Annotated in this window: 17 protein-coding genes; 10 read left to right on the top strand and 7 right to left on the bottom strand. The window is 50.0% G+C overall.

Annotated features, from left to right (window positions below):
* The first annotated feature begins 167 nt into the window (after positions 1-167).
* The 5 genes from METBU_RS0101710 to METBU_RS27895 all read left to right on the top strand — a co-directional run bounded on the left by METBU_RS0101710 (position 168) and on the right by METBU_RS27895 (position 5,689).
* The gene (locus METBU_RS0101710) at positions 168-1,667 is read left to right on the top strand and encodes an FAD-linked oxidase C-terminal domain-containing protein (RefSeq protein ID WP_235726368.1); all 1,500 of its coding nucleotides are present in this window, start codon (positions 168-170) and stop codon (positions 1,665-1,667) included.
* 2 nt (positions 1,668-1,669) lie between these two features.
* Complete coding sequence (gene glcE / locus METBU_RS0101705) at positions 1,670-2,740, top strand: glycolate oxidase subunit GlcE (RefSeq protein ID WP_017838973.1); 1,071 nt, start codon at positions 1,670-1,672, stop codon at positions 2,738-2,740.
* 3 nt (positions 2,741-2,743) lie between these two features.
* Entirely contained in the window at positions 2,744-4,012 is a 1,269-nt protein-coding gene (glcF, locus tag METBU_RS0101700) for a glycolate oxidase subunit GlcF (protein ID WP_017838972.1), read from the top strand.
* A 638-nt stretch (positions 4,013-4,650) separates the two neighbouring features.
* Positions 4,651-5,061 (top strand): BLUF domain-containing protein, encoded by a 411-nt coding sequence (locus METBU_RS0101695; protein WP_017838971.1) that lies wholly within the window; start codon positions 4,651-4,653, stop codon positions 5,059-5,061.
* A 379-nt stretch (positions 5,062-5,440) separates the two neighbouring features.
* Positions 5,441-5,689 (top strand): hypothetical protein, encoded by a 249-nt coding sequence (locus METBU_RS27895; RefSeq protein ID WP_175421687.1) that lies wholly within the window; start codon positions 5,441-5,443, stop codon positions 5,687-5,689.
* A 52-nt stretch (positions 5,690-5,741) separates the two neighbouring features.
* On the opposite strand, the gene METBU_RS25670 is transcribed toward METBU_RS27895, so the two are convergent.
* On the bottom strand, positions 5,742-6,191 hold the full coding sequence (locus tag METBU_RS25670) for a methyltransferase family protein (protein WP_083877592.1): 450 nt from the start codon (positions 6,189-6,191) through the stop codon (positions 5,742-5,744).
* 494 nt (positions 6,192-6,685) lie between these two features.
* Entirely contained in the window at positions 6,686-8,236 is a 1,551-nt protein-coding gene (locus METBU_RS0101685) for a fused MFS/spermidine synthase (RefSeq protein ID WP_017838969.1), read from the bottom strand.
* 776 nt (positions 8,237-9,012) lie between these two features.
* Between METBU_RS0101685 and METBU_RS0101675 the strand changes: the two genes are divergently transcribed.
* Both METBU_RS0101675 and METBU_RS0101670 read left to right on the top strand, forming a co-directional pair.
* The gene (locus tag METBU_RS0101675; protein ID WP_017838967.1) at positions 9,013-9,906 is read left to right on the top strand and encodes a hypothetical protein; all 894 of its coding nucleotides are present in this window, start codon (positions 9,013-9,015) and stop codon (positions 9,904-9,906) included.
* A gap of 293 nt (positions 9,907-10,199) precedes the next feature.
* On the top strand, positions 10,200-10,457 hold the full coding sequence (locus METBU_RS0101670; RefSeq protein ID WP_014148346.1) for a hypothetical protein: 258 nt from the start codon (positions 10,200-10,202) through the stop codon (positions 10,455-10,457).
* Positions 10,458-11,074: 617 nt separating this feature from the next.
* Here the strand turns inward: METBU_RS0101670 and phoU are convergent.
* The 5 genes from phoU to METBU_RS0101640 all read right to left on the bottom strand — a co-directional run bounded on the left by phoU (position 11,075) and on the right by METBU_RS0101640 (position 16,968).
* A complete protein-coding gene (phoU, locus tag METBU_RS0101660) occupies positions 11,075-11,752 on the bottom strand; it encodes a phosphate signaling complex protein PhoU (RefSeq protein WP_017838965.1) in 678 nt (225 codons plus the stop codon).
* A 42-nt stretch (positions 11,753-11,794) separates the two neighbouring features.
* Entirely contained in the window at positions 11,795-12,640 is an 846-nt protein-coding gene (pstB, locus tag METBU_RS0101655; protein WP_040575408.1) for a phosphate ABC transporter ATP-binding protein PstB, read from the bottom strand.
* Between the two features lie 174 nt (positions 12,641-12,814).
* Complete coding sequence (gene pstA / locus METBU_RS0101650; RefSeq protein ID WP_235726367.1) at positions 12,815-14,080, bottom strand: phosphate ABC transporter permease PstA; 1,266 nt, start codon at positions 14,078-14,080, stop codon at positions 12,815-12,817.
* 22 nt (positions 14,081-14,102) lie between these two features.
* On the bottom strand, positions 14,103-15,485 hold the full coding sequence (gene pstC, locus METBU_RS0101645; protein ID WP_017838962.1) for a phosphate ABC transporter permease subunit PstC: 1,383 nt from the start codon (positions 15,483-15,485) through the stop codon (positions 14,103-14,105).
* Positions 15,486-15,921: 436 nt separating this feature from the next.
* Complete coding sequence (locus tag METBU_RS0101640) at positions 15,922-16,968, bottom strand: PstS family phosphate ABC transporter substrate-binding protein (protein WP_017838961.1); 1,047 nt, start codon at positions 16,966-16,968, stop codon at positions 15,922-15,924.
* A 182-nt stretch (positions 16,969-17,150) separates the two neighbouring features.
* On the opposite strand from METBU_RS0101640, the gene METBU_RS0101630 reads away from it, so the two are divergent.
* The 3 genes from METBU_RS0101630 to METBU_RS0101620 all read left to right on the top strand — a co-directional run bounded on the left by METBU_RS0101630 (position 17,151) and on the right by METBU_RS0101620 (position 21,725).
* A complete protein-coding gene (locus METBU_RS0101630; protein ID WP_017838959.1) occupies positions 17,151-19,058 on the top strand; it encodes a pyruvate kinase in 1,908 nt (635 codons plus the stop codon).
* 458 nt (positions 19,059-19,516) lie between these two features.
* Positions 19,517-20,290, top strand: coding sequence for a hypothetical protein (locus METBU_RS0101625; protein WP_014148338.1), 774 nt, complete (start codon positions 19,517-19,519; stop codon positions 20,288-20,290).
* Between the two features lie 310 nt (positions 20,291-20,600).
* A complete protein-coding gene (locus METBU_RS0101620) occupies positions 20,601-21,725 on the top strand; it encodes a S1C family serine protease (RefSeq protein WP_017838958.1) in 1,125 nt (374 codons plus the stop codon).
* Positions 21,726-21,783 lie beyond the last annotated feature (58 nt).

Genomic DNA, 21,783 nt, shown 5'->3' with positions numbered 1-21,783 from the left:
GCATTCACGCCATCCTTGGCGTTCGAGCTGCCGCCAAGCCCCCATGGATGGGTTTACGGCGTTCCTCGACAGGCATACCCCACTCCCTAAAATCGGCGAAACTGCTCAAACTGGGAATTGCTGGAGTATATATACAACACACCTTAGGGAAAAACGAATTTTCTGTTATGTTAAGCGATTTCCCCACGTATTCACTTTCGAATCATTTCAAGATGCGTCACGCCAATTTAGTCGAATCCTTCCAAAGCATTCTGCCGACCGAATCGGTGCTGTACGAGACCGAAGACCTCAAACCTTACGAATGCGACGGACTGTCGGCTTACCGGCAACTGCCGATGATCGCGGTTTTGCCGGGCAACGAAGCCGAGATCATCGAAATTCTGAAAATCTGCGAAGCGGAAAAAATTCCGGTCGTCGCGCGCGGGGCCGGCACCGGACTTTCCGGCGGCGCGCTGCCGCATGCCGACGGCGTATTGCTGTCCCTCGCCAAGCTGAACGAGATTCTCGAAATCGACCCCGTGGCCTGTACCGCGCGCGTGCAACCCGGCGTGCGGAATCTTGCGATCAGCGAAGCAGCCGAAGCCTACGGATTGTATTACGCGCCCGACCCGTCATCGCAAATTGCTTGCACGATCGGCGGCAACGTCGCCGAAAATTCCGGCGGCGTCCATTGCCTGAAATACGGACTGACCGTGCACAATATCCTGAAACTGCGAGTGTTGACTATCGAGGGCGATGTGCTCGAAATCGGCTCGGAAGCGCTCGACAGTCCCGGCTTCGATTTACTGGCTCTAATGTCAGGCAGCGAGGGTATGCTAGGCATCATCACCGAAATCACCGTGAAACTGCTGCCGATACCCGAAGCGGCGCAATTAGTAATGGCCGCATTCGACGACATCGAAAAGGCCGGCGCGGCGGTCGCGAACATTATCCGGGCAGGCATCGTGCCGGCCGGTCTGGAAATGATGGACAAGATGACGATAGCGGCCGTCGAAGCCTTTATTCATGCAGGCTACGATCCCGATGCCGCAGCGATCGTATTATGCGAATCCGACGGCTCGAACGAAGCGGTTGCCGAAGAAATCGAGAAAATACGGGGCATCATGCGCGAAAGCGGCGCGGTCCGCATCGATACCGCGCGCGGTGAGGCCGAACGCCGGCGTTTTTGGGCCGGGCGCAAGGCCGCCTTTCCGGCGGCCGGCCGGGTCTCACCCGATTATTACTGCATGGACGGCACAATTCCGCGCAAGCATCTCGCCGAGGTTCTGCGCCGCATCGAAGACTTGTCTTCCGAATTCGGACTGCGCTGCATGAATGTGTTTCATGCCGGCGACGGCAATTTGCACCCGTTGATTCTATACGACGCAAACCGGAGCGGCGAACTTGAAAAGGCCGAAGCCTTCGGCGCGCGAATCCTCGAAATATGCATCGAGGCCGGCGGTTCCTTGACCGGCGAACACGGCGTCGGCATCGAAAAATTGAATCAAATGTGCCTGCAATTCGGCGACGCCGAGCGCGACCTGTTTCATGCCGTCAAAGCCGCATTCGATCCGGATTCGCTGCTAAATCCCGGCAAGGCTATTCCGTCACTACACCGCTGCGCCGAATTCGGCGCGATGCATGTCCATCGCGGCGACGAACAGTTTCCGGATTTACCGAGATTCTGAACATGGAAGCGATAGTCGAACACCTCACAGAATGCGTCGTCAAAGCGAACGAGAACAAACAGGCGCTTTGCATTCGCGGCGGCGGCAGCAAAGACTTTTACGGCAATCCTAAAGGACTGCACGATTCGAAGCTGGAAACCGGACCGTATCGCGGCATCGTCGATTACGATCCGACGGAACTGGTCGTCAGTGTCCGAGCCGGAACGCCGTTGAACGAACTGGAAAGCCTATTGAGCGAACACGGCCAGATGCTGGCCTTCGAACCGCCCGGTTTCAACGAAACGGCGACGCTGGGCGGCTGTATCGCTTCCGGGCTTTCGGGGCCCAGGCGCGCCTATAACGGAGCGGCCAGAGATTTCGTGCTCGGCATCAAACTGCTCGACGGCCAGGGCCGAATTTTGAATTTCGGCGGACGGGTCATGAAGAACGTCGCCGGCTACGACGTCTCGCGCCTGATGACCGGCGCGATGGGCACGTTGGGCGTGCTGCTCGAAGTCTCGCTCAAAGTGCTACCGAAACCGGAAACCGAACGAACGCTCTGTTTCGAACTGCCGGTCGAGCAGGCACTGGAAACGATGCGGCGCTGCGCCGGACAAACGCTGCCGGTCTCGGCAACCTGCCATATCGACCGGCGTCTTTATATCCGGCTCTCCGGCATCGAGTCCGCCGTTGATGCCGCGCACGTCAAGCTGGGCGGCGACGAATTCGGCGACAATCTGAGCTTTTGGGAATCGATCAAAAATCAGACGCATCCCTTTTTTCGCGACAACAAAAGGCTCTGGCGTTTATCAGTCAAGCCCACTGCCCCGCCGTTTTCGATCACCTGCGAACAAGCGATCGAATGGGGCGGCGCGCTACGCTGGTTTGCGGCGGCCAAAGACTATGATGCGACAGCGGTTCGCGCACAAGCCGAAAAGGCCGGCGGACATGCGACGCTGTTCCGCGGCAACGACCCGAGCATTCCGGCCTTTCATCCGCTGCAGCCGGCCCTGTTGAAAATTCATCAACGCCTGAAACGTCAATTCGACCCGGTTGGCATTTTCAATCCGCGGCGCCTGTATCCGGAGTTTTGAACGATGCAGACCCGACTCGACGAACGATTTCAAAATACGCCGCAAGGCCGCGAAGCCGAAACGATACTGCGTAGCTGCGTCCATTGCGGCTTCTGTCTTGCGACCTGCCCGACCTACCAGCTTTCGGGAAACGAACTCGACAGCCCGCGCGGCAGGATTTATCTGATCAAACAGCTTCTCGAAGGCAGTCAAGTCACGCGGAAGACGCAACTGCACCTGGACCGCTGCCTAACTTGCCGCGCCTGCGAAAGCACCTGTCCTTCAGGCGTGGACTACGCGCGCTTGCTCGATATCGGCCGCAATGAAGTCGAACAAACGATAATGCGCTCACCGATCGAGCGGATGCTCCGTTTTACGTTGCGTAAGGTGCTGCCGAATCGAGGATTGTTTGCGTTTTTATTGAAATCGGCCAGATTGACCCGGCCCTTGCTGCCCAAACGATTGCAAAGAATGGTGCCGACCCAGCCGAAAATTCGGCAAAACTCGCCGCCGGCCAATCATTCGCGCAGAATCCTAATACTGCAGGGTTGCGTGCAACCCGCGTTGAATCCCGACATCAACCACGCTGCAAAACGCGTGCTGGACAAACTCGGCATAACGCTCGTCGAAGCGCAACAAGCCGGCTGCTGCGGCGCTCTCGCCTATCATCTCGACGCACAACCCGAAGGACTGGATGCGATGCGCCGTCTGATCGATGCCTGGTGGCGCTACATTGCAGATCCCGATAAGCCGATCGAAGCGATTGTCGTCACGGCGAGCGGCTGCGGCGTTACGGTCAAGGATTACGGCCATCTGCTGAGGCACGATCCGGCATATGCCGAAAAGGCTGCACGCGTTTCGGAACTGGCCAAAGACATCGGCGAGATCGTCGCCGCGGAACTGCCCGAACTGACTCGCCTACTGGAAAACAGACCGGTGCCCGAGGCCGAAGCCATCGCGTTTCACGCACCTTGCACGCTGCAACACGGACAGCGGCTCGACGGCGTCGTCGAAAACATTCTGAAAACGGCCGGCTTTCGTTTGACCCGCATTGCCGAAGCTCATCTCTGCTGCGGCTCGGCCGGCACCTATTCGATAGTGCAACCGCACATCGCCCGGCAGCTACGCGACAGAAAAATCGCCGCATTGACCCGGGACGATCCGGCTATCGTCGTCACCGCGAACATCGGCTGTCAGATGCATTTGCAAAACGGAACCCAACTGCCGGTGCGGCATTGGATCGAAATCCTGGATCGGGTTTTGTGCGGAGAAACAGGAGATCGGTATCCCTAAATTCGGCAATGCGTCCACGAAAATCACGAAATACACTAAAGTCATCATAGGGGGTATATCAAGCTCTTGAATCATCCATTGGGTGATCGGCTTGAAAATTATAAGCAATTGAATATTTTCGTGTGTTTCGTGGACAAAATACTTCCTGATTAGCAAGTTTTCTTCAGCTAAAGCCCAAAAACCAGCATATCCCTAGCAGGACGGGGCTTGCAACCCCGTCCTAAACGTTTTGACTTTGGCCGAAGTCAGCCGAAATTTTTAGGGCAAACCGAAACGTTGGGGACGGGTTAAATAACCCGTCCCGCAGAAGTGGCTACGACTGGTCACTGCTCGGACACTTGGCTTCGGCAAGCTGAAGCATCTTGCTAATCAGGAAATGCTTTTTATTAGGATAACTGCTTCGTGCCAATTTTTCGCCGGATCAAAAATCCCCCCTGCTCCCGCCAACCTGATGCTATTGATATATATCTTATTGCTGATACATATGTTAAAGCTGCAGCTGCTTCGATTGGACCCCGTCAAGATATTAGCCTCGACAAGCCGAAGCTTCTTGTTAATCAGATTACTTTTTACTGGGTAATCAATTACTATATTAATCGATTCAGTTGATTTCTCCAGCAATGAACTCGAGGTATGCAATGTATTTAGTCAGACTGATATACGCCAGCAGAGCAAGAAAAGGTTTCGGACCAAGCGATGTCGAGCAAATTTTAGAAGTTGCCCGCAAAACCAATGCCCAAAAAGGCATTACTGGCATGTTGTGTTTCAATGGTTATAATTTTTTGCAATCATTGGAAGGCTCGCGTACAGCTGTCAATGAATTGTACCGTCATATTCTTGAAGATAAACGCCATTTCGATACAACCTTGTTGGAATACCGCGAGATAATAGCCCGCGATTTTGATAATTGGCATATGGGATATCTAGGTTTAACCAAAGAAAACCAAGCATTATTGTTGCGTTTTTCAAACAATTTGGAATTTGATCCTTTCAAGATGAGTGGCGCCACTGCTCATGCAATGTTGTGTGAATTAAGCGCGACACTTTAATAGGAACCATCAGAATATCTTCAATCCAAGCTCCAAAACCCGGCCGACCTTTCTAAGTAACTTAATCTAATCCACTACTATGCCAAAATCTGCCATATTGAAATCTCGATTAACTATCCATGTCTTTTATGCGGTGTTTTTTTCTTTATAGCGAGCCTAATCTTTACTTTCTCTCTGCAAAACCATGACGTTTTTAATACATTATCGGTAGAAGTACGATCGTAAGTATTCAGACCCCGTTGGCAAATTACCGCAATTCAGGCGTATTGTTGGCCTCCCCCTTTGAAAAAAGGGGATTGAGGGGGATTTATTTAAAAAATCTCCCCTAGCCCCTCTTTTTCAAAGAGGGGGACTGAATACTTACGTACGATCTCAGGTTTTGCAAATCGCTTATATTTTTCTCGGCATACTGATAGCATTTATAGCGCTTGTCGTTATTATGCTCAATATACTGCTAGAGAAAAACCTCGCCGCTCCTATTAAAAAAGGCATTTCGCGACTGGAAAACATACAAAAGAATTTGAATAAAGGACGCCGCGAATACGTCCATGTAGACTCTAGCCAGCCCCATGCTGGCAAAGCCTTTGCCGGACACCCCGGCACCACCTCGGGCACTGCCGAAATTTGAAGTGCGAAAGGTATACTTTGCCGAGCCGGCCGCCTGCGTTATCGTTCGGTTTTCAGTAAAACCAGCGAGGAACGCGGCTTGAATAATGAGCCCATTCCTCTCCATACTTTCGCGCCAGTAACGGCTCCTCGCCCAGTACAACCCGAAGATAAAAACCGACAGACAGGATAACGGTATAAACAAACTGTCCGGGTGCACCAAAACACAACACCCATCCCAGAAGAATCAGCATAACTGAAATATACATTGGATTTCGCGTGTAGCGATAAAGACCGACATTCACCAGGCGAGTTGGCGGCGCCCAAGGAGCGAGAGTGCCCTTGCCCGAGACATAGAAATCACGCACGCACCAAAACAAAGCCAAAGATCCCGTGAATAAAGGCGCAATTCCTAAGGGCTGAACAAGACTAGTGTGATCGCTTAGCCAAAGCCAAGTCACCGGAACGGCGAAAGCAACGATACCCGGCAATGCTAAAAAGGCAAACAGCGCTTGGATGAACATATGGTAAAAAAACTAGAGAACATTAGATGCGGATCGTACGGTCAAATATGTTTTGACCATTTGTCTGACACATAAATAAGGTTAATGTTCCAATATCTACCATCGCACTCAAATCTCTCGGCAGTGCATCTGAAGGAATCGGAGTATTTATAACTTTGGTACTTCAAATTTCGGCATTGCTTAAGGAAGCGCCGGGGTGTTCGACAAAGGCTTTGCTGGCAAAGCCTTGTATGATTAATTTAAATGAATTTTAGCCAGGAAATACTTTAAGCTGTACCGAGTTCATTGGGAGGCCGCTTGAGCCTGAGGGCAGGATTAAACCAGCGCCGTAGGATGGGTAGCAGCGAAGCGGAAACCCATCGCTTTGTTTGAGCGCAGGTACGGTTGCGATAACGCTACCATTTACCAAATCCGCGATTTGTTGCAATAGCTCTCATGATGTTCCTACGATGATAATCGTCCCCGCTTTCTTTTCGTCGTCTCGATATAATCCATCAACGTAGCAATAAATCCGCACCAAACCAGCCGACAACGACATTACGATAATGCTCCGCCTTGTAAACCTGCATCTGTTCCAGCGGGTTGAAATTATCGGTCAAGACGATACCTTGATCCTGCGGCACTTGATAGCGCCGCTGTTTAAGCCATAGCCGCTCGCTTGGTTTTAATTGCGGCGAATCGCTTTCGATAGCAGCATCGGACGCAAGAAAAATAAAATCATTGAAATTTTCGCTGGGTTGCGAAAAGAACACGGTTTGCCGAGAAAAAACCTGATCGAGTGTTTTTGCAACAGACGACAGCGCCTCGTTATTACCCTGAGTAAAGGAAACGAAATTCAGTGCCAAAATACCCTGTTCGTCCAATAAACCTTTCAATTGCATCAACGTTTCAAGCGTCAGTAAATGCGAAGGCTCCGAACCGCCGGTAAAACAGTCATGAATAATTAAGTCATAAGGCCCGGTCAAATGCCTTATTTCATAGCGTGCATCGCCGACAATATCGCGACCGTTCGACTCATATCCGAAATGCACGACCGCGGCATTGGCAACGGCAGGATCGATCTCGAGCGTATCGACGACAAGACCGAAACGCTCCCGTAAAACATTAGCCATATGCCCAGCCCCCAAACCCACGATCAGAGCCCTTTGCATGGATGGGCGTAAAGCAGGAATCAAGCCAACGATTTCTTGATAGATCAGCAAGTTTTTACCAGTTGAAATGCTTGCTGCACCGATCGTCGACGCGTCCGAAGTCAGCATACGCAAATCATTACCGGGTTGATCGATTACCCGCACCCAACCGTATAGGCTCTCATGTTCGGAAACGATTTTAAATTTACCATTGCCGTCATACGTCTTCCCAGAGCCGATGATGCCAGGCAACAAAATCAAACCCAGCGTAGCCAACGCCAAACACGGCGCGACGGTATAGCGGAAACCTAAAGTCCTTCGTTCGATCAAGGCAATCACCAGAGCCAAACCCATTAAAAGCAAACCTAAGACAATCAAGATTTCACGCGACCCGACCAACGGGAATAAAAAAAAGCCCAAAATCAAAGTTCCGATGACACTCCCCAAGGTACTCATCGCATAAATGCTTCCCGAACTCGAGCCGACGGAATTTAATTGCAAGGTAGCCAGTTTTATCGCGAACGGGCCGACCATACCAAGCAAGGTCAATGCCGGTGCAAATAAGATAAACGAGCTGACAAAAGCGCCACCTCGCAAACCGAGAGGATCCGTCATCAATAAAATCGGCCGTGTCATCCATGGAATCAATAAAGTCAAAAAGGCCGCCAAAGCGATCACGACTGCCAGACCAACCGGCTTGGAGGAATCGGCTAAGCGTCCACCGGTGAAATAACCGAACGCCAAGGCTATCATCGTCACCGAAATCAACGAAGACCAGACATAAAGACTGGCCCCATAAAAAGGCGCTATCATACGAGTGCCTAGTAGCTCGATCACCATTACCGATGCACCGGTCAAGAACACCGTCACGAACAATCCAATGCGCTGACGGTAAGAAGCGTTTTTCAAAGTCATAAATTTTCCTGGTAGGCCCAAAATTAGAGTGCTATGTTCGCGTTATACTCATCGCAGATCAAAATTCGGCGCCGGGGTGCCCGTCAAAGGACGCCGTGAATACGTCCATGTAGGTTCTATGCCAGCTCCATGCTGGCAAAGCCTTTGTCGAACACTCCGACGCCTCCTCGAACATTGCCGAAATTTGAAGTGCGAAAGGTATCCATAGCCTTTCGGAGATCGAAATTGGTCAGAAGGCTGCCGAGTTTTAATTCATTCTAGAGGGTTTGGCTTCGAAAATGATATAAATCCTCTATCTCGCGTGAATTCAGCAATTCCCAATTTGGAGATCAAAAAGGGTGTGGGGTATGCTTGGCGAGGATGTCGGCAGCAGGGCAGATTTTTGCTCCTGCAAAATCTGCATTCACGCCATCCTTGGCGCTTGCAGATTTTTGCTCCTCGGCAATTGCTCCTGCATTGCCCTACTACACGCCATCCTTGGCGTAATGCAAAATCTGCATTCACGCCATCCTTAGCGCTTGCAGATTTTTGCTCCTCGGCAATTGCTCCTGCATTGCCCTACTACACGCCATCCTTGGCGTAATGCAAAATCTGCATTCACGCCATCCTTGGCGTTCGAGCTGCCGCCAAGCCCCCATGGATGGGTTTACGGCGTTCCTCGACAGGCATACCCCACACCCTTTTTGATCTCCAAACTGGGAATTGCTGGAGTGAATTACCTTCTACCAAAATGAATTAAGCTGTCTCACAAAACAGTTCGCAAAAAAATCCTCATCATGGGTGCCGCTGGGCGAGATTTTCATAATTTCAATGTCGTCTACCGCAACGATCCCGGCAATGAAATTGTTGCATTTACCGCCGCACAAATCCCGGATATCGCAGGAAAACGCTATCCGCCTGCGTTATCCGGCCCATTTTATCCCGAAGGCATCCCTATCGTCGATGAAATCGAATTGGCAGACCTATGCCGAGAACAACACATCGACCAAGCAATTTTTGCCTACAGCGATGTCCCACACAGACAAGTGATGCATCAAGCATTGATCGCGCTGGCCGGCGGAGCCGATTTTACCCTGCTCGGCCCCAAACACACGCAATTGCAAGCTTCGGTCCCGGTCATCGCTTGCTGCGCGGTGAGCACCGGTTGCGGCAAGTCGCAAGTCACGCAATGGCTTTCGAAATTATTGAAAGCCCACGGCCTTAAAACCGCAGTAATCCGCCATCCGATGCCTTACGGCGACCTCGAAAAACAAGCCGTGCAACGTTTTACCAGCATGGCCGACCTCGATCGTGCCGATTGCACGATCGAAGAGCGGGAAGAATACGAACCCCATTTGTCGCTCGGCAATACCGTTTTTGCCGGCATCGACTACGCCGAGATCGTCGATCCGAGAGAATTTGCATCCGAACGGTTAAATGATGTTTACCGACAATATCCGCATATCGGCAAGGTGCTGCCGGCAGTCGGTTATCATCCTTCGCAATTAAAGGCATTGCAACAAACCTTGAATGCCGCCGATATAGAACTCGTCGTTTCGGCCACGCCATACGACTTATCGGCCTTGATCGCTATCGACAAACCGATTGTACGCGCGCGTTATGAATTTGTTGAAGACGACAATGCCGAATTAAGCCGACATATCGAAACTTTTTTAAGAAACCATTTATGAATCCCAGTATACCTTTCGCACTTCAAATTTCGGCAGTGCCTGAAGAGGCGCCAGGGTGTGCGGCAAAGGCTTTGCCAGCATGGAGCTGGCATAGAGTCTACAGGGATGTATTCACGGCGTCCTTTGACGGACACCCTGGTGCCGAATTTTGATCTGCGATGGGTATAAATAAATGCCATTCATAACGCTTATTGCGTTTTCAGAATCAATTAACCGGTTCCGTTTTATTTTTTCGCCTTTATAATACCGAGCAACTCGTTCTGTTTTCGACTTTCAAACGAAATTATAAAAACATGAAAAAACCTAAATCGATACAGTTAAAAATCATCGAAAAGCCGGAAGATCTGATTCACAAAGCAAAACAAGCCGCTGAAAATTACGGCTTACAATTTTTAGGCGATATTGAACAAGGCATCATAAAAGGCTTCGGCATAGAAGCCGACTATATGCTGCAGGAAGATATTTTGACGATTACGGTTTTTCGCAAGCCGATTTTGATTTCGTGGGCTACAGTCGAACAAAAAGTGAGAACGTTAGTGCAACATGGTTGATGCTCCGGACTGATGCTAATCGGAAGGTGCCCGGAAACTTTGTGAGTTTTTTGCCAACTGAATCGCTTGCCGTTAAGGCAGAAATCCACGTCCTTTTAAACCTTCATCCAAAAAAGAGCAGTTGGCATGTGTTGTAGACCGTTCGTGCTGAGTAAAGTCGAAGCATGAAGGGGCTACAACACTTTCACCGGCCTGGTTAAGCCGGTTCCGAAGAGGGTGCGGTTGCTCGATCGACAGGCGTCGGCGGCAGGGACAGCCGCCGTCGAGCCTACATGGACGTATTCACGGCGTCCTGTCGGGCGAGTGACCGCACCCTCCGCCACCAGAGAACTTTCATTTGCCGATGCGATGACCAGGTCTTCATGAACGTTACTGTGAAAGTTCGTAAATTTGGATTCATTATCTAATTTTTCGATATACAAATCTCTGTTCTGGCAATGCCGGTTCCGGAGAGGGTGCGGTTGCTCGATCGACAGGCGTTGGCGGCAGGGTAGCCGCCATCGAGCCTACATGGACGTATTAACGGCGTCCTGTCGGGCGAGTGACCGCGCCCTCCCCACGTCTCGTACTTTCATTTGCCGGGGTGATTGCCGGGCTTTCATGAACGTTAGGTTTATTCAATGCCGGTGCCTAATATCCTTACCTTCAACCATGAAAATCATGAATTCGGCGATATTGATACAATGATTGCCACAGCGCTCGAGCGCTTTCATGATTTGCAGGATATCCAGAGCTCTACCGATCAAGCGGGCATCCTGAAGCACGAAGGTCAGTTGCCGGCGAATACCGTCTTGAAATTCTTGTCCGCAATCCCAGTCTCCCCTGATAAGCACGTAAGCATCATCCAGATTACCGGTATCGAAAGCGTCGGTCGCTTTTCTGAGCATGCCGCGCGCCATTGTGCCCATCCTGACGATGTCCCTGAGTAACTGAGGATTCGGATCGCTGGTTTGCGGGTCGAACATGTCGATGATCAATTTCGCTATTCTAACCGTCTCGTCGCCGATCCTTTCCAAGTCCACAACGATTTTCGAAATGGAAATCACTTTGCGCAGGTCATTAGCAACCGGACTGCGTTTAGCAAGAATCGACAGAACCTCGGCGTCGATTTTTAGCTCATATTCGTTAACTTCCCGATCCCGTGCCACCACTTTTTCGGCGATAGAGACCTCGCCTTCATCGAGCGACGTCATGACCGTATCCAATTGATCGATGACCAAGCCGGCCATTTCCAGTACCAGATAATGTAAATGGCTGAGTTCGCCGTCGAACAGATGAACCGTATGTTCTTTCATAAATTATGATCTTGGTTTAAATAATTAGCCGCTTCGGTTGGCTTATCCGAATCTTCCGGTAATGTAATCCTGTGTCAATTCGTGCAAAGGATTGGTAAATACATCGCTGGTCTTACCGACCTCGATCAATTTACCGAGATGAAAATAAGCCGTACGCTGCGATACCCGTGCGGCCTGTTGCATCGAATGAGTCACGATCGCAATCGTATAACGCTGTCGCAGTTCGTCGATCAATTGTTCGATTTTCGCGGTCGCAATCGGGTCCAATGCCGAACAGGGCTCGTCCATCAAAATAACTTCAGGCTCGACCGACAAAGTCCGAGCGATGCACAAACGCTGTTGTTGTCCGCCCGATAATCCGGTACCGGGCTGGTGGAGCCGGTCTTTGACTTCGTCCCAGAGGCCGGCCTTGCGCAACGAGGACTCGACGATTTGATCCAATTCGGCCTTTGTCGAAGCCAGCCCATGGATTTTCGGGCCGTAAGCGATATTGTCGTAGATCGATTTCGGGAATGGATTGGGTTTTTGAAACACCATGCCGACTTGCGCGCGAAGCGGAACGACATCCATGTGCTTGGAATAAACATCGACATTATCGATCTTGATTTCGCCGTTCACCCGGCAACTTTCGACTGTGTCGTTCATTCGGTTCAAACAACGTAAAAAAGTCGATTTGCCGCAACCGGATGGGCCGATTAACGAAATGACTTCATTCGTGCCGATATCCAGATTGATATCTTGTATCGCATGGTTCTCTCCATAAAACACATTGACATTACGGCAAGTTATCCTTGGATTGTCGGCATGTATCGACCCGACTGTCGCACCCATTTCACCTTGTAGATTCAATGGCTTAACAGAGATATTTTTACTTATGAGTGTTTTCATGCGGGAAACCGATTTCGGTTTTAATTGAGTTACAGTATTCATAATGTTTAACTTCTATCCGATCGAAAAAGCACCTAACGTTCATGAAGACCTGGCAATCTCCGGATGATGAAAGTTCTCGGGAAATTGAGGGTGCGGAGTGTGTTTGGCGAAAATATCCGCATTGATAAATGTTCACCAACGCCGCTCGAATCGCTTGCGTAAAAACACCGCAATTGCATTCATAGAAATCAAAAACGCCAACAAAACCATGATCGCCGCCGAAGTGCGCTCGACGAAAGCCCTTTCGGGACTATCCGCCCAAAGATAAATTTGCACCGGCAGCACCGTCGCCGAGTCGAAAATGCCTTTCGGTATATCGACGATGAAAGCAACCATTCCTATCATCAATAGCGGTGCGGTTTCGCCGAGCGCCTGAGCCATGCCGATGATGGTACCGGTCAACATGCCCGGCAGCGCCAACGGCAAAACATGGTGAAAGACCGTTTGTAATTTTGACGCGCCCATGCCAAGCGCCGCTTCGCGAATCGACGGAGGCACCGATTTTAGCGCGGCGCGTCCTGCAATGATGATAGTCGGCAAGGTCATCAGGGTCAGCACCAGTCCGCCGACCAACGGCGCGCTACGAGGCAAACCGAAAAAATTGATGAACATCGCAAGGCCTAATAATCCGAATACGATCGACGGCACCGCCGCGAGATTATTGATATTGACTTCGATCAAATCGGTCCATTTATTAGTTGGCGCAAACTCTTCCAGATACACAGCTGTCGCGGCGCCGATCGGAAACGACAGCACCAGCGTGACGAATAATGTGTACATGGAACCCATCAAGGCTCCGCGTATACCGGCCATCTCGGGAGCCCGAGAATCTCCTGAAGTGAAAAAGAAGGTGTTGAAGCGCTTCTTGATTCGGCCCTGTTCAAGCAATTGGTCGACCCAAGCTACTTGATGATCTTTCAAACGGCGCTCGCTTTCCGGAACAGTGCCATCGATATGACCTTTCATCAACATGTCGTAATCGTCGCTGGCCAGGAGCCATATCCTTTCGCTTTGGCCTATCACACTGGGGTCTTCCAGTACCCGGTCGCGCAATTGAAACATCGCGCCGGTACTGATCATCCGGTTCAGATCGCGTATTTGGCGGCGCCCTTTAACTTCGGGAAAGGCCTTACTCAATGACTTTCTTATCAGGGAATTGTAATCGGCTCTCGATATCACCTTATTATCGCGCGTTTGATCCGGATCGATCACGGATTCTAAAAACTCGATATCCAGCGCGATCTGAGTTTGTTGAAATGCGCTATATCCTTTGCCGATGATACTGATAAACAGAATCAACACAAAGACCAAGCCTAAAACGATGCCGGTCAATCCATAAAAACGGAATCGACGTTCGGCTGAACGCCTTTTCGCAATGCCTTTGCGAACTTTTTCCATTGTCGATAATGAATCAGTCCGATTATTCATATTGCTCCCGGTATTTTCTAACGATATGCAATGCAATCACATTCAAAGCCAAGGTCACGACAAACAACATCAAACCCAGCGCGAACGCAGCCAGTGTTTTCGGGCTATCGAACTCTTGATCCCCAACCAATAAGGTCACGATTTGCACCGTCACCGTCGTGACCGCTTCCAGCGGATTGGCCGTCAAGTTGGCAGCCAATCCCGCCGCCATGACTACGATCATCGTTTCGCCGATGGCCCTTGAAGCCGCCAACAAAATACTGCCGACAATACCCGGCAACGCAGCCGGTAAAATCACTTGTTTGATCGTTTCGGCTTGCGTGGCGCCCAAGGCATAGGCCGCATCGCGCAAAGACTGCGGCACGGCATTGATGACGTCGTCGGATAACGAAGATACGAACGGAATAATCATGATGCCCATCACCAAGCCTGCAGCCAAAGCGCTTTCCGATGACACGACCCAACCCCATGATTCGCCGGTTTCGCGAATAAATGGCGCAACTGTCAACGCGGCAAAAAAGCCATAAACGACAGTCGGGATACCCGCGAGAATTTCCAGCGTCGGCTTGGCCGTAGCACGAAGTTTCGAACCGGCAAATTCCGAGAGATAGATGGCTGACATTAAGCCGATCGGCACCGCGACAATCAAGGCGATGGACGAAATCAGCAAAGTGCCCGCAAATAACGGGACCGCGCCAAATGCGCCGGAAGATCCGATTTGATCTGCGCGTAAGGCCGTCTGAGGACTCCATTCCAAACCGAACAAAAAATCGAAAAACGGCACTTGCCTGAAAAATAATAACGATTCGAATACTACCGATGCGACGATGCCGACGGTCGTGAATATTGCGATCGTCGAAGCTAATATCATGAGCCCGGTCATGATCTTTTCGACAACGTTACGGGCCCGGTAATCCTTGCTGATTTTTTTATGCGCCAACCAAATACCGGCCAGGGAGCAGATTAAAACCACGAGGGTCAACGTGGTTCTACTAATTTTTCGGAGTTGGTTATAGCGTTCGGCGGCTTCGGCGATGATTGGATCGACCTGTATGGCAACCTGCATGCCTGCGGCAAAATTTTTGATTTTGTTGAGTTGAAGATTCAGCTTGCTGCTCGGCAGACTTTGGATTTCCTCCGGTAGTGCCGCAACGGTTTGATAAGACAACCATGCGGGTTCGAACGACAACCAGGTCAATATAATGAACAAACCCGGTATCAATCCCCAAAGCGCAGTGTAATATCCGTAATACGCAGGCAAGGAATGCAATTCCCGGAGCGCACCTTCAACAACGGTCGCCGACCGCATCTTGCCGATAAAATAAGCGAGGATGCTTATAATCAGCAAAGTAAACAATAAATAAGGGGTTTGCATGTCTTTTGAAAAATCAGTTACCGTCGTTGGTTAAGATTTAGTTAGCAGTAAGCAGTAAGCAGTAAGCAGTAAGCAGTAAGCGGTAAGCGGTAAGCAGTAAGCGGTAAGCGGTAAGCGGTAAGCGGTAAGCGGTAAGCGGTAAGCGGTAAGCGGTGAATAGTGAATAGTGAATAGTGAATAGTGAATAGTGAATAGTGAATAGTGAATAGTGAATAGTGAATAGTGAATAGTGAATAGTGAATAGTGAATAGTGAATAGTGAATAGTGAATAGTGAAATGATTCAGCATTTCGAGTAGCTGTCAAGCCCCGATTCACCTTTCACCTTTCACCTTTCACCTTTCACCTTTCACCTTTCACCTTTCACCTTTCACCTTTCACCTTTCACCTTTCACCTTTCACCTTTCACCTTTCACCTTTCACCTTTCACCTTTCCCTTCACATCTCCAATTCCTTCAAATTCCGGACATCATCGGCAAATCGCTTACGCTCATCTACCGGCATTGGAATCAAGCCTTTATCTGTAAGATAACCTTCCTCGCCCCAGGCTTTTTCACTGGTAAATTCCTCCAGAAACTCTTTTAACCCCGGTATCATCGGAACATGCGCTTTTTTTACATAAATATACATCGACCTGGAAACCGGATATGCACCGGAAGCGATTTCATCGAAATCAGGTTCGACACCATCGATTTTCAACCCGAAAAGCCTGTCGGTGTTCTGGTCCAGGAAACTGAAACCGAATATCCCCAGAGCATTCGGATTGGTATCCAGCTTTTGCACGATTAAGTTATCGTTTTCACCGGCTTCAACGTACGCGCCATCCTCTCGTATCGAATGACACATCGTTCTATAGGCGCTTTCATTACTGTCTTTCAAAGCTTTGATGAATGGAAAGGCTTGGCAACCGCCCTCCATCGCTAATTCCACAAACGCATCGCGCGTGCCGGAAGTCGGCGGCGGCCCCATGACTTCGATAGCGGAATCAGGTAATGAAGGATCGATTTGCCGCCAATTAGTATAAGGATTGGGAACGGTTTTTTCGGAACCATCCGGATCGGGAATTTCCTTCGCCAATGCTAAAAACAACTGCTTCAACGTTAAATCAAACGCTTTTCCTCTGTTGGAACGAGCAATTGTGATACCGTCATAACCGACCTTGACTTCGACGATGCTGCTCACCCCATTCTTTTGGCAATCCGCGAATTCAGAACTCTTGATTCTGCGTGAAGAATTGGCGATATCGGGATGTCTTACACCAACGCCCGCACAGAACAGCTTCAAACCGCCGCCGGAACCGGTCGCCTCGACGATCGGCGCCCTGAATCGAGTCATTCTGCCGAACTGCTCGGCGACCACGGTGGTAAAAGGATAAACGGTCGAAGAACCGACAATAACAATATTGTCGCGCACGTTCCTAGCCGAAGCTGTGAAATGAGCGGTCATTAAGGCTAACGCGGCAAATACGAGAAGTTGTTTATTCATGATATTCGGAAATAATGATGAAATGGATATACGAGAAACTTTAATGCCTCAATATGACAACAACATGACAGATGATTGAATACTTGGCCGATTCAACGATAGCCCGAAGGTTCATCAAGTTGTCAAAAAGCACGGCTAAAATCGAACACCGTCTCGCCGCAACATTTTTTTGATGCTTAATCATGACTACGACCGCTAAAGATCATTCCTTCCCGTTCGATAACGACCCCTATCGTGAAATTTTGTCCCAATTGCTCCAAGACATAGCGGAAATCCGGCATAAAGTCGGCCTCAATGCCGAGAAGCGCTTACAAAATTACACGCAGTATTACCGGTCCGGCGTTTTGACGAAAAGCGCGTCGAACTTGGCTCACTACCTGGCGCTTCGGCAATTCGATCTGCGCCATTTACAGGAACGGCTCGCCCAAGCGGGGCTATCCTCATTGGGCCGCGCCGAGTCGTCCGTCATGTCGACACTGGATACGGTCATAGATTTATTGCATAGAGCGCTCGACCCCGGCTATCAAGCAATCGGTAAAAACCCCAGCGAACTCGGCTTCAATCGAGGTCAGCAACTACTCGATCAACACACGGTCGAATTGTTCGGTTCGCATTTCGAAAACAGCAAAGCCCATGTCATGGTCACGCTTGCAAGCGAAGCGGCATGGGATTACAAATTAATCAAGGCGCTGCTTTCGAAGGGCATGACTTGCGCACGGATCAATTGCGCCCACGACGAACCCATTATCTGGCATTCCATGATCAGAAACATCCGCCGCGCCGAAGTCGAAATTGGGAGGGATTGCCGTATCTTGATGGACTTAGCCGGACACAAAATAAGAACCGGACCTATTGAGCTCGGTCCCGCGATCCATCACATCAAGGTCAAGCGGGACGCTTACGGTAACGTCGTCGAACCTGGACGAATCGTATTGTTCGATGCGGCATGCTCGGAACCGTTACTCGAAGGCGAAGACACGCTGTTTCGAGTCGCCATCCCAACGGAATTATTTAAGGTCTTGGCCGCAGGCCACCGCCTCGGTTTCGTCGATGCGCGCGGCAAACAACGTATGCTAACGATTGAGAAGCCGATATCCGAACAAGCATGGTTGGCTTGTTGCGGCCAGCCGGCTTTTTTACCCTCAGGATGCGATCTTACTTGGATGCCGCCTATTGCCGAAAACGAAAACATTCCCGAGGTTGTTTATCGTTTAGGCGAGTTTTCCGGCGCTCCGAAATTGATCAAGGTTTTCAAGGACGACTTTTTATTGCTGACCGATCACGGCATCGACGGTGCACCGGCACAGTACGACGAAAGTGGCGTACCGATAAAACCGGCTCAAATCGGCTGTACATTGTCTTCAGCCATTAGCAAACTCCAACCCACCCAAGCGGTTTGGATAGACGACGGTAAAGTGGGTGCCGTGGTTGACAAGCTAACCGAGGCAGGCGTTTTGCTTAAAATCACTCACGCTCGCAGCAATGGCGTCACGATACGAAGCGATAAAGGCATTAATTTTCCCGAAACCGAACTCGACTTACCCGCTTTAAGCGATAAAGACAGAGAGGATCTCAACTTTGCCTGTACGCACGCCGACATGATCGGCTTTTCGTTTGTCGAATCTCTTGCCGATATGGAATGTTTGATCGAAGAATTGGCGCAACGCGGCGCGACCGATTTACCGATCATCGCCAAGATAGAAACCAACCGAGCCGTTAGAAATCTGCCCGAGATCATTCTCGGCACGATAGGCCGGCACAGTCTCGGCATCATGATCGCTCGAGGCGATTTGGCTGTGGAATTGGGTAGCGCTCGGCTCGCCGAAATCCAAGAAGAATTGCTATGGCTTTGCGAAGCCGCTCACGTACCGGTTATTTGGGCGACACAGGTCTTGGAAACCATTGCCAAAAAAGGCGCTAAATCGCGCCCCGAATTTACCGATGCAGCGATGGCGGTTCGTGCCGAATGCGTGATGTTGAACAAAGGTCCCTATATTCTCGATGCACTGCAGGCCCTGATTAATGTCATGATAAGAATGCAAGAACATCAACGGAAAAAATTCCCCATACTTAGGGCGTTACACTGGTAATCGGAATTCCGACGGGTTTATGCCGCCATTGAATGATCAATGACCAACACAGAAGTGAGCCGGTTTATCGGAGGCACAGAGGGAGACGGTGGAAGCTTTTGACAGCAAGAACGCCGTCAAAAGCGCCGCTTGATTTTAAGGCGTTCCTCAACAGGCACACCCCATAAGCGCCAATTTAGTGCTTACTCTATGGTGCATTATTCGTCATATCGGCATGGGACGCGTTATTTTCTTAAGTTAACGCCTATGATGCAGACTCACCCCACACCTTCCATGAAGTCGCATGATTTTTCAGTATGAAAAGAGTAAACACGATAACAATGCTTTCACAGAGAATTGCTGGAATGATAATCTTGCAAGCAAGATGTAAGTTTAATCGTTTATTGTCTAAAATTTTTTAAAGAGAAATTTCAAACCTATTTGTTTTACAGGATTCCGTTTTGCGTTCAGGAGAAACCATGCATTCAACCAACTCACCGGCTTCGCCATTCAATATCATTCTGCTAACCGCCCTCGCCTGCTTACATACTATCCAAACGGCCAGTGCCGAAACGATGAGAACCGAAGAAGGCGATGCCGCGCTCAGTAGCGGCGCCCCCCATATTCCCGAACCGATGGTCTTCGATATGGTGCGACCGCTCGGAGTCAGGCAAGGCGATGCTGAAGTTAACGTGCTAGCCGAGCACTCGCTACGTACTGGCAATACCGAATGGGCGCCGGAATTCGAATTCGGGTTATTCGACGACTTTGCCATCGAATTTGAACTGCCTTTCGACAATTTAAGGTTAAGCGAATACAAACTAGGTCTGCAAGGCACGATCGGCACCGGTTTTAACGATCACTTCATACACGGCTGGCAAATGATCGGTTATCACGACCGCGATACCGAAAAATATTCCATCGATGCACTGTATTTGGCCGGTTATCGCTTTAATTCCGAGATCAGCAATTTTAATATGATCGGAATGAGGCGCGACGATATGGAGCGCGACGGGCATTTCGTGGGCTTATTCAACACGACTTGGTTTTATGATTATTCCCAGGATTTAACTTTTGGCATTGAAATGAATAATGAGTTTCGCGAAAAGTCCGACTGGACTTATTTGTTGATGCCGCAAATTCATTGGGATATCACCAATCACGCAACATTACAATTCGGCGTAGGCTTAAGCCAAGCCAATCGCAAAGAAACCAATTGGCTTGGATCTTGGCGAATGATTTATGCGTTTTGATCCCGAATATCGTGAACGTTTTTATACTTAGCGAGGTGTTGTTTTCTTCATGGTAGAAGTTATACCTTTCGCACTTCAAATTTTGGCAGTGCCTAAGAAGGCACCGGGGTGCTAGGTCGATTTTTGCTCCTGCAAAATCGACATTCACGGCGTCCTTTGACGGGCTAGATTGCTCGAATAATTTATGTTCAATGCTAACAATGAGTACATGCCGGCATAGCAACGTTCAGATGCAATAGCTTTAACCCTTTTACGTAATTCCTGATAAAGTTTGCCATAACTTTAATAGCAAATGCCCCGCCAATACACCATGCCATCCACTTTATTCATTCAATTATTGAGACTGATCCGTCTGGCCGTATTCGGCGCGATCATTCTTTTTGCCGCTGTCTATATTTTGCAGCATTATCCAACGCTGTTCAGCCCGAAAAGCGCTGAGCCGCGAGCCGTCACGCCGCGCGGCACCCTCACCGAAACGGAATTAACCACGATATCGATTTTTGAGCAAGCCAGTCCCTCGGTCGTCAATATCAGCACGATCGGCAGACGCGTCAACCCCTGGACGCGAGATGTTACACGCGTCCCCAGAGGCAGCGGCAGCGGTTTTTTTTGGGATGAACGCGGATTTATCGTGACCAATCATCATGTATTGGCCGGCGCCTCGGAAGCTTGGGTCCGCCTTCAAGACCAACGCAACCTTCGCGCTTCGTTGGTCGGAACGAGCCCCGAGCACGATCTCGCCGTCCTCCGTATTTTGGTCCCTTTCGACAAAACTACGCCTATCCCTATCGGTTCCAGCAAGGAGCTCAAGGTCGGGCAATCGGTCTTTGCAATCGGCAATCCGTTCGGTTTGGATCATACACTGACTACCGGCGTTATCTCGGCTCTCAACCGTTCGATAGCGCCCGGTCCAGGCCAAACCTACGATGACTTGATTCAAACCGACGCTGCCGTCAATCCCGGCAATTCCGGCGGGCCCTTACTCGATAGCGCAGGCCGATTGATCGGTATCAATACCGCCATTTTTAGTCCATCCGGCGCCAGCGCCGGCATTGGTTTTGCCGTGCCGGTCGACACTATTAATAGAATCGTGCCGATGCTGATAGACAAAGGGCGCTATATCAGACCGGTCATCGGTATCGGTTCCGACAACCGTATCAGCGCGATGATCACGCAAAATCTCGGGGTGACAGGCTTGTTGATTTTGGAAGTCAAGCAGGGGTTTCCAGCCGACAAGGCCGGACTGAAAGGCAGTTCCATCGATGATGCCGGCAACATCATCCCCGGAGATATTATCCTCTCTGTAGAAAATAAATCGGTCCGAGACATGGAAACCTTATTGGATATGTTGGATAAGTACAGCGCCGGCGATGCAATTAAAATCTTAGTATGGCGAAACGGGAAAACCTTCGAGACACAGCTAAGGCTACAATAAGCGAGATAATGTTCTACTCCCTTTTGATTAAAAAACCACTTAAGAAAAAAAAGGGAGT

Origin of the sequence: Methylotuvimicrobium buryatense 5G (genome assembly GCF_000341735.1) — a bacterium.
Lineage (GTDB): Bacteria > Pseudomonadota > Gammaproteobacteria > Methylococcales > Methylomonadaceae > Methylotuvimicrobium > Methylotuvimicrobium buryatense.
The sequence above is the reverse complement of the archived record's forward strand: the minus strand, read 5'-3'. Positions and strand labels throughout refer to the sequence as shown.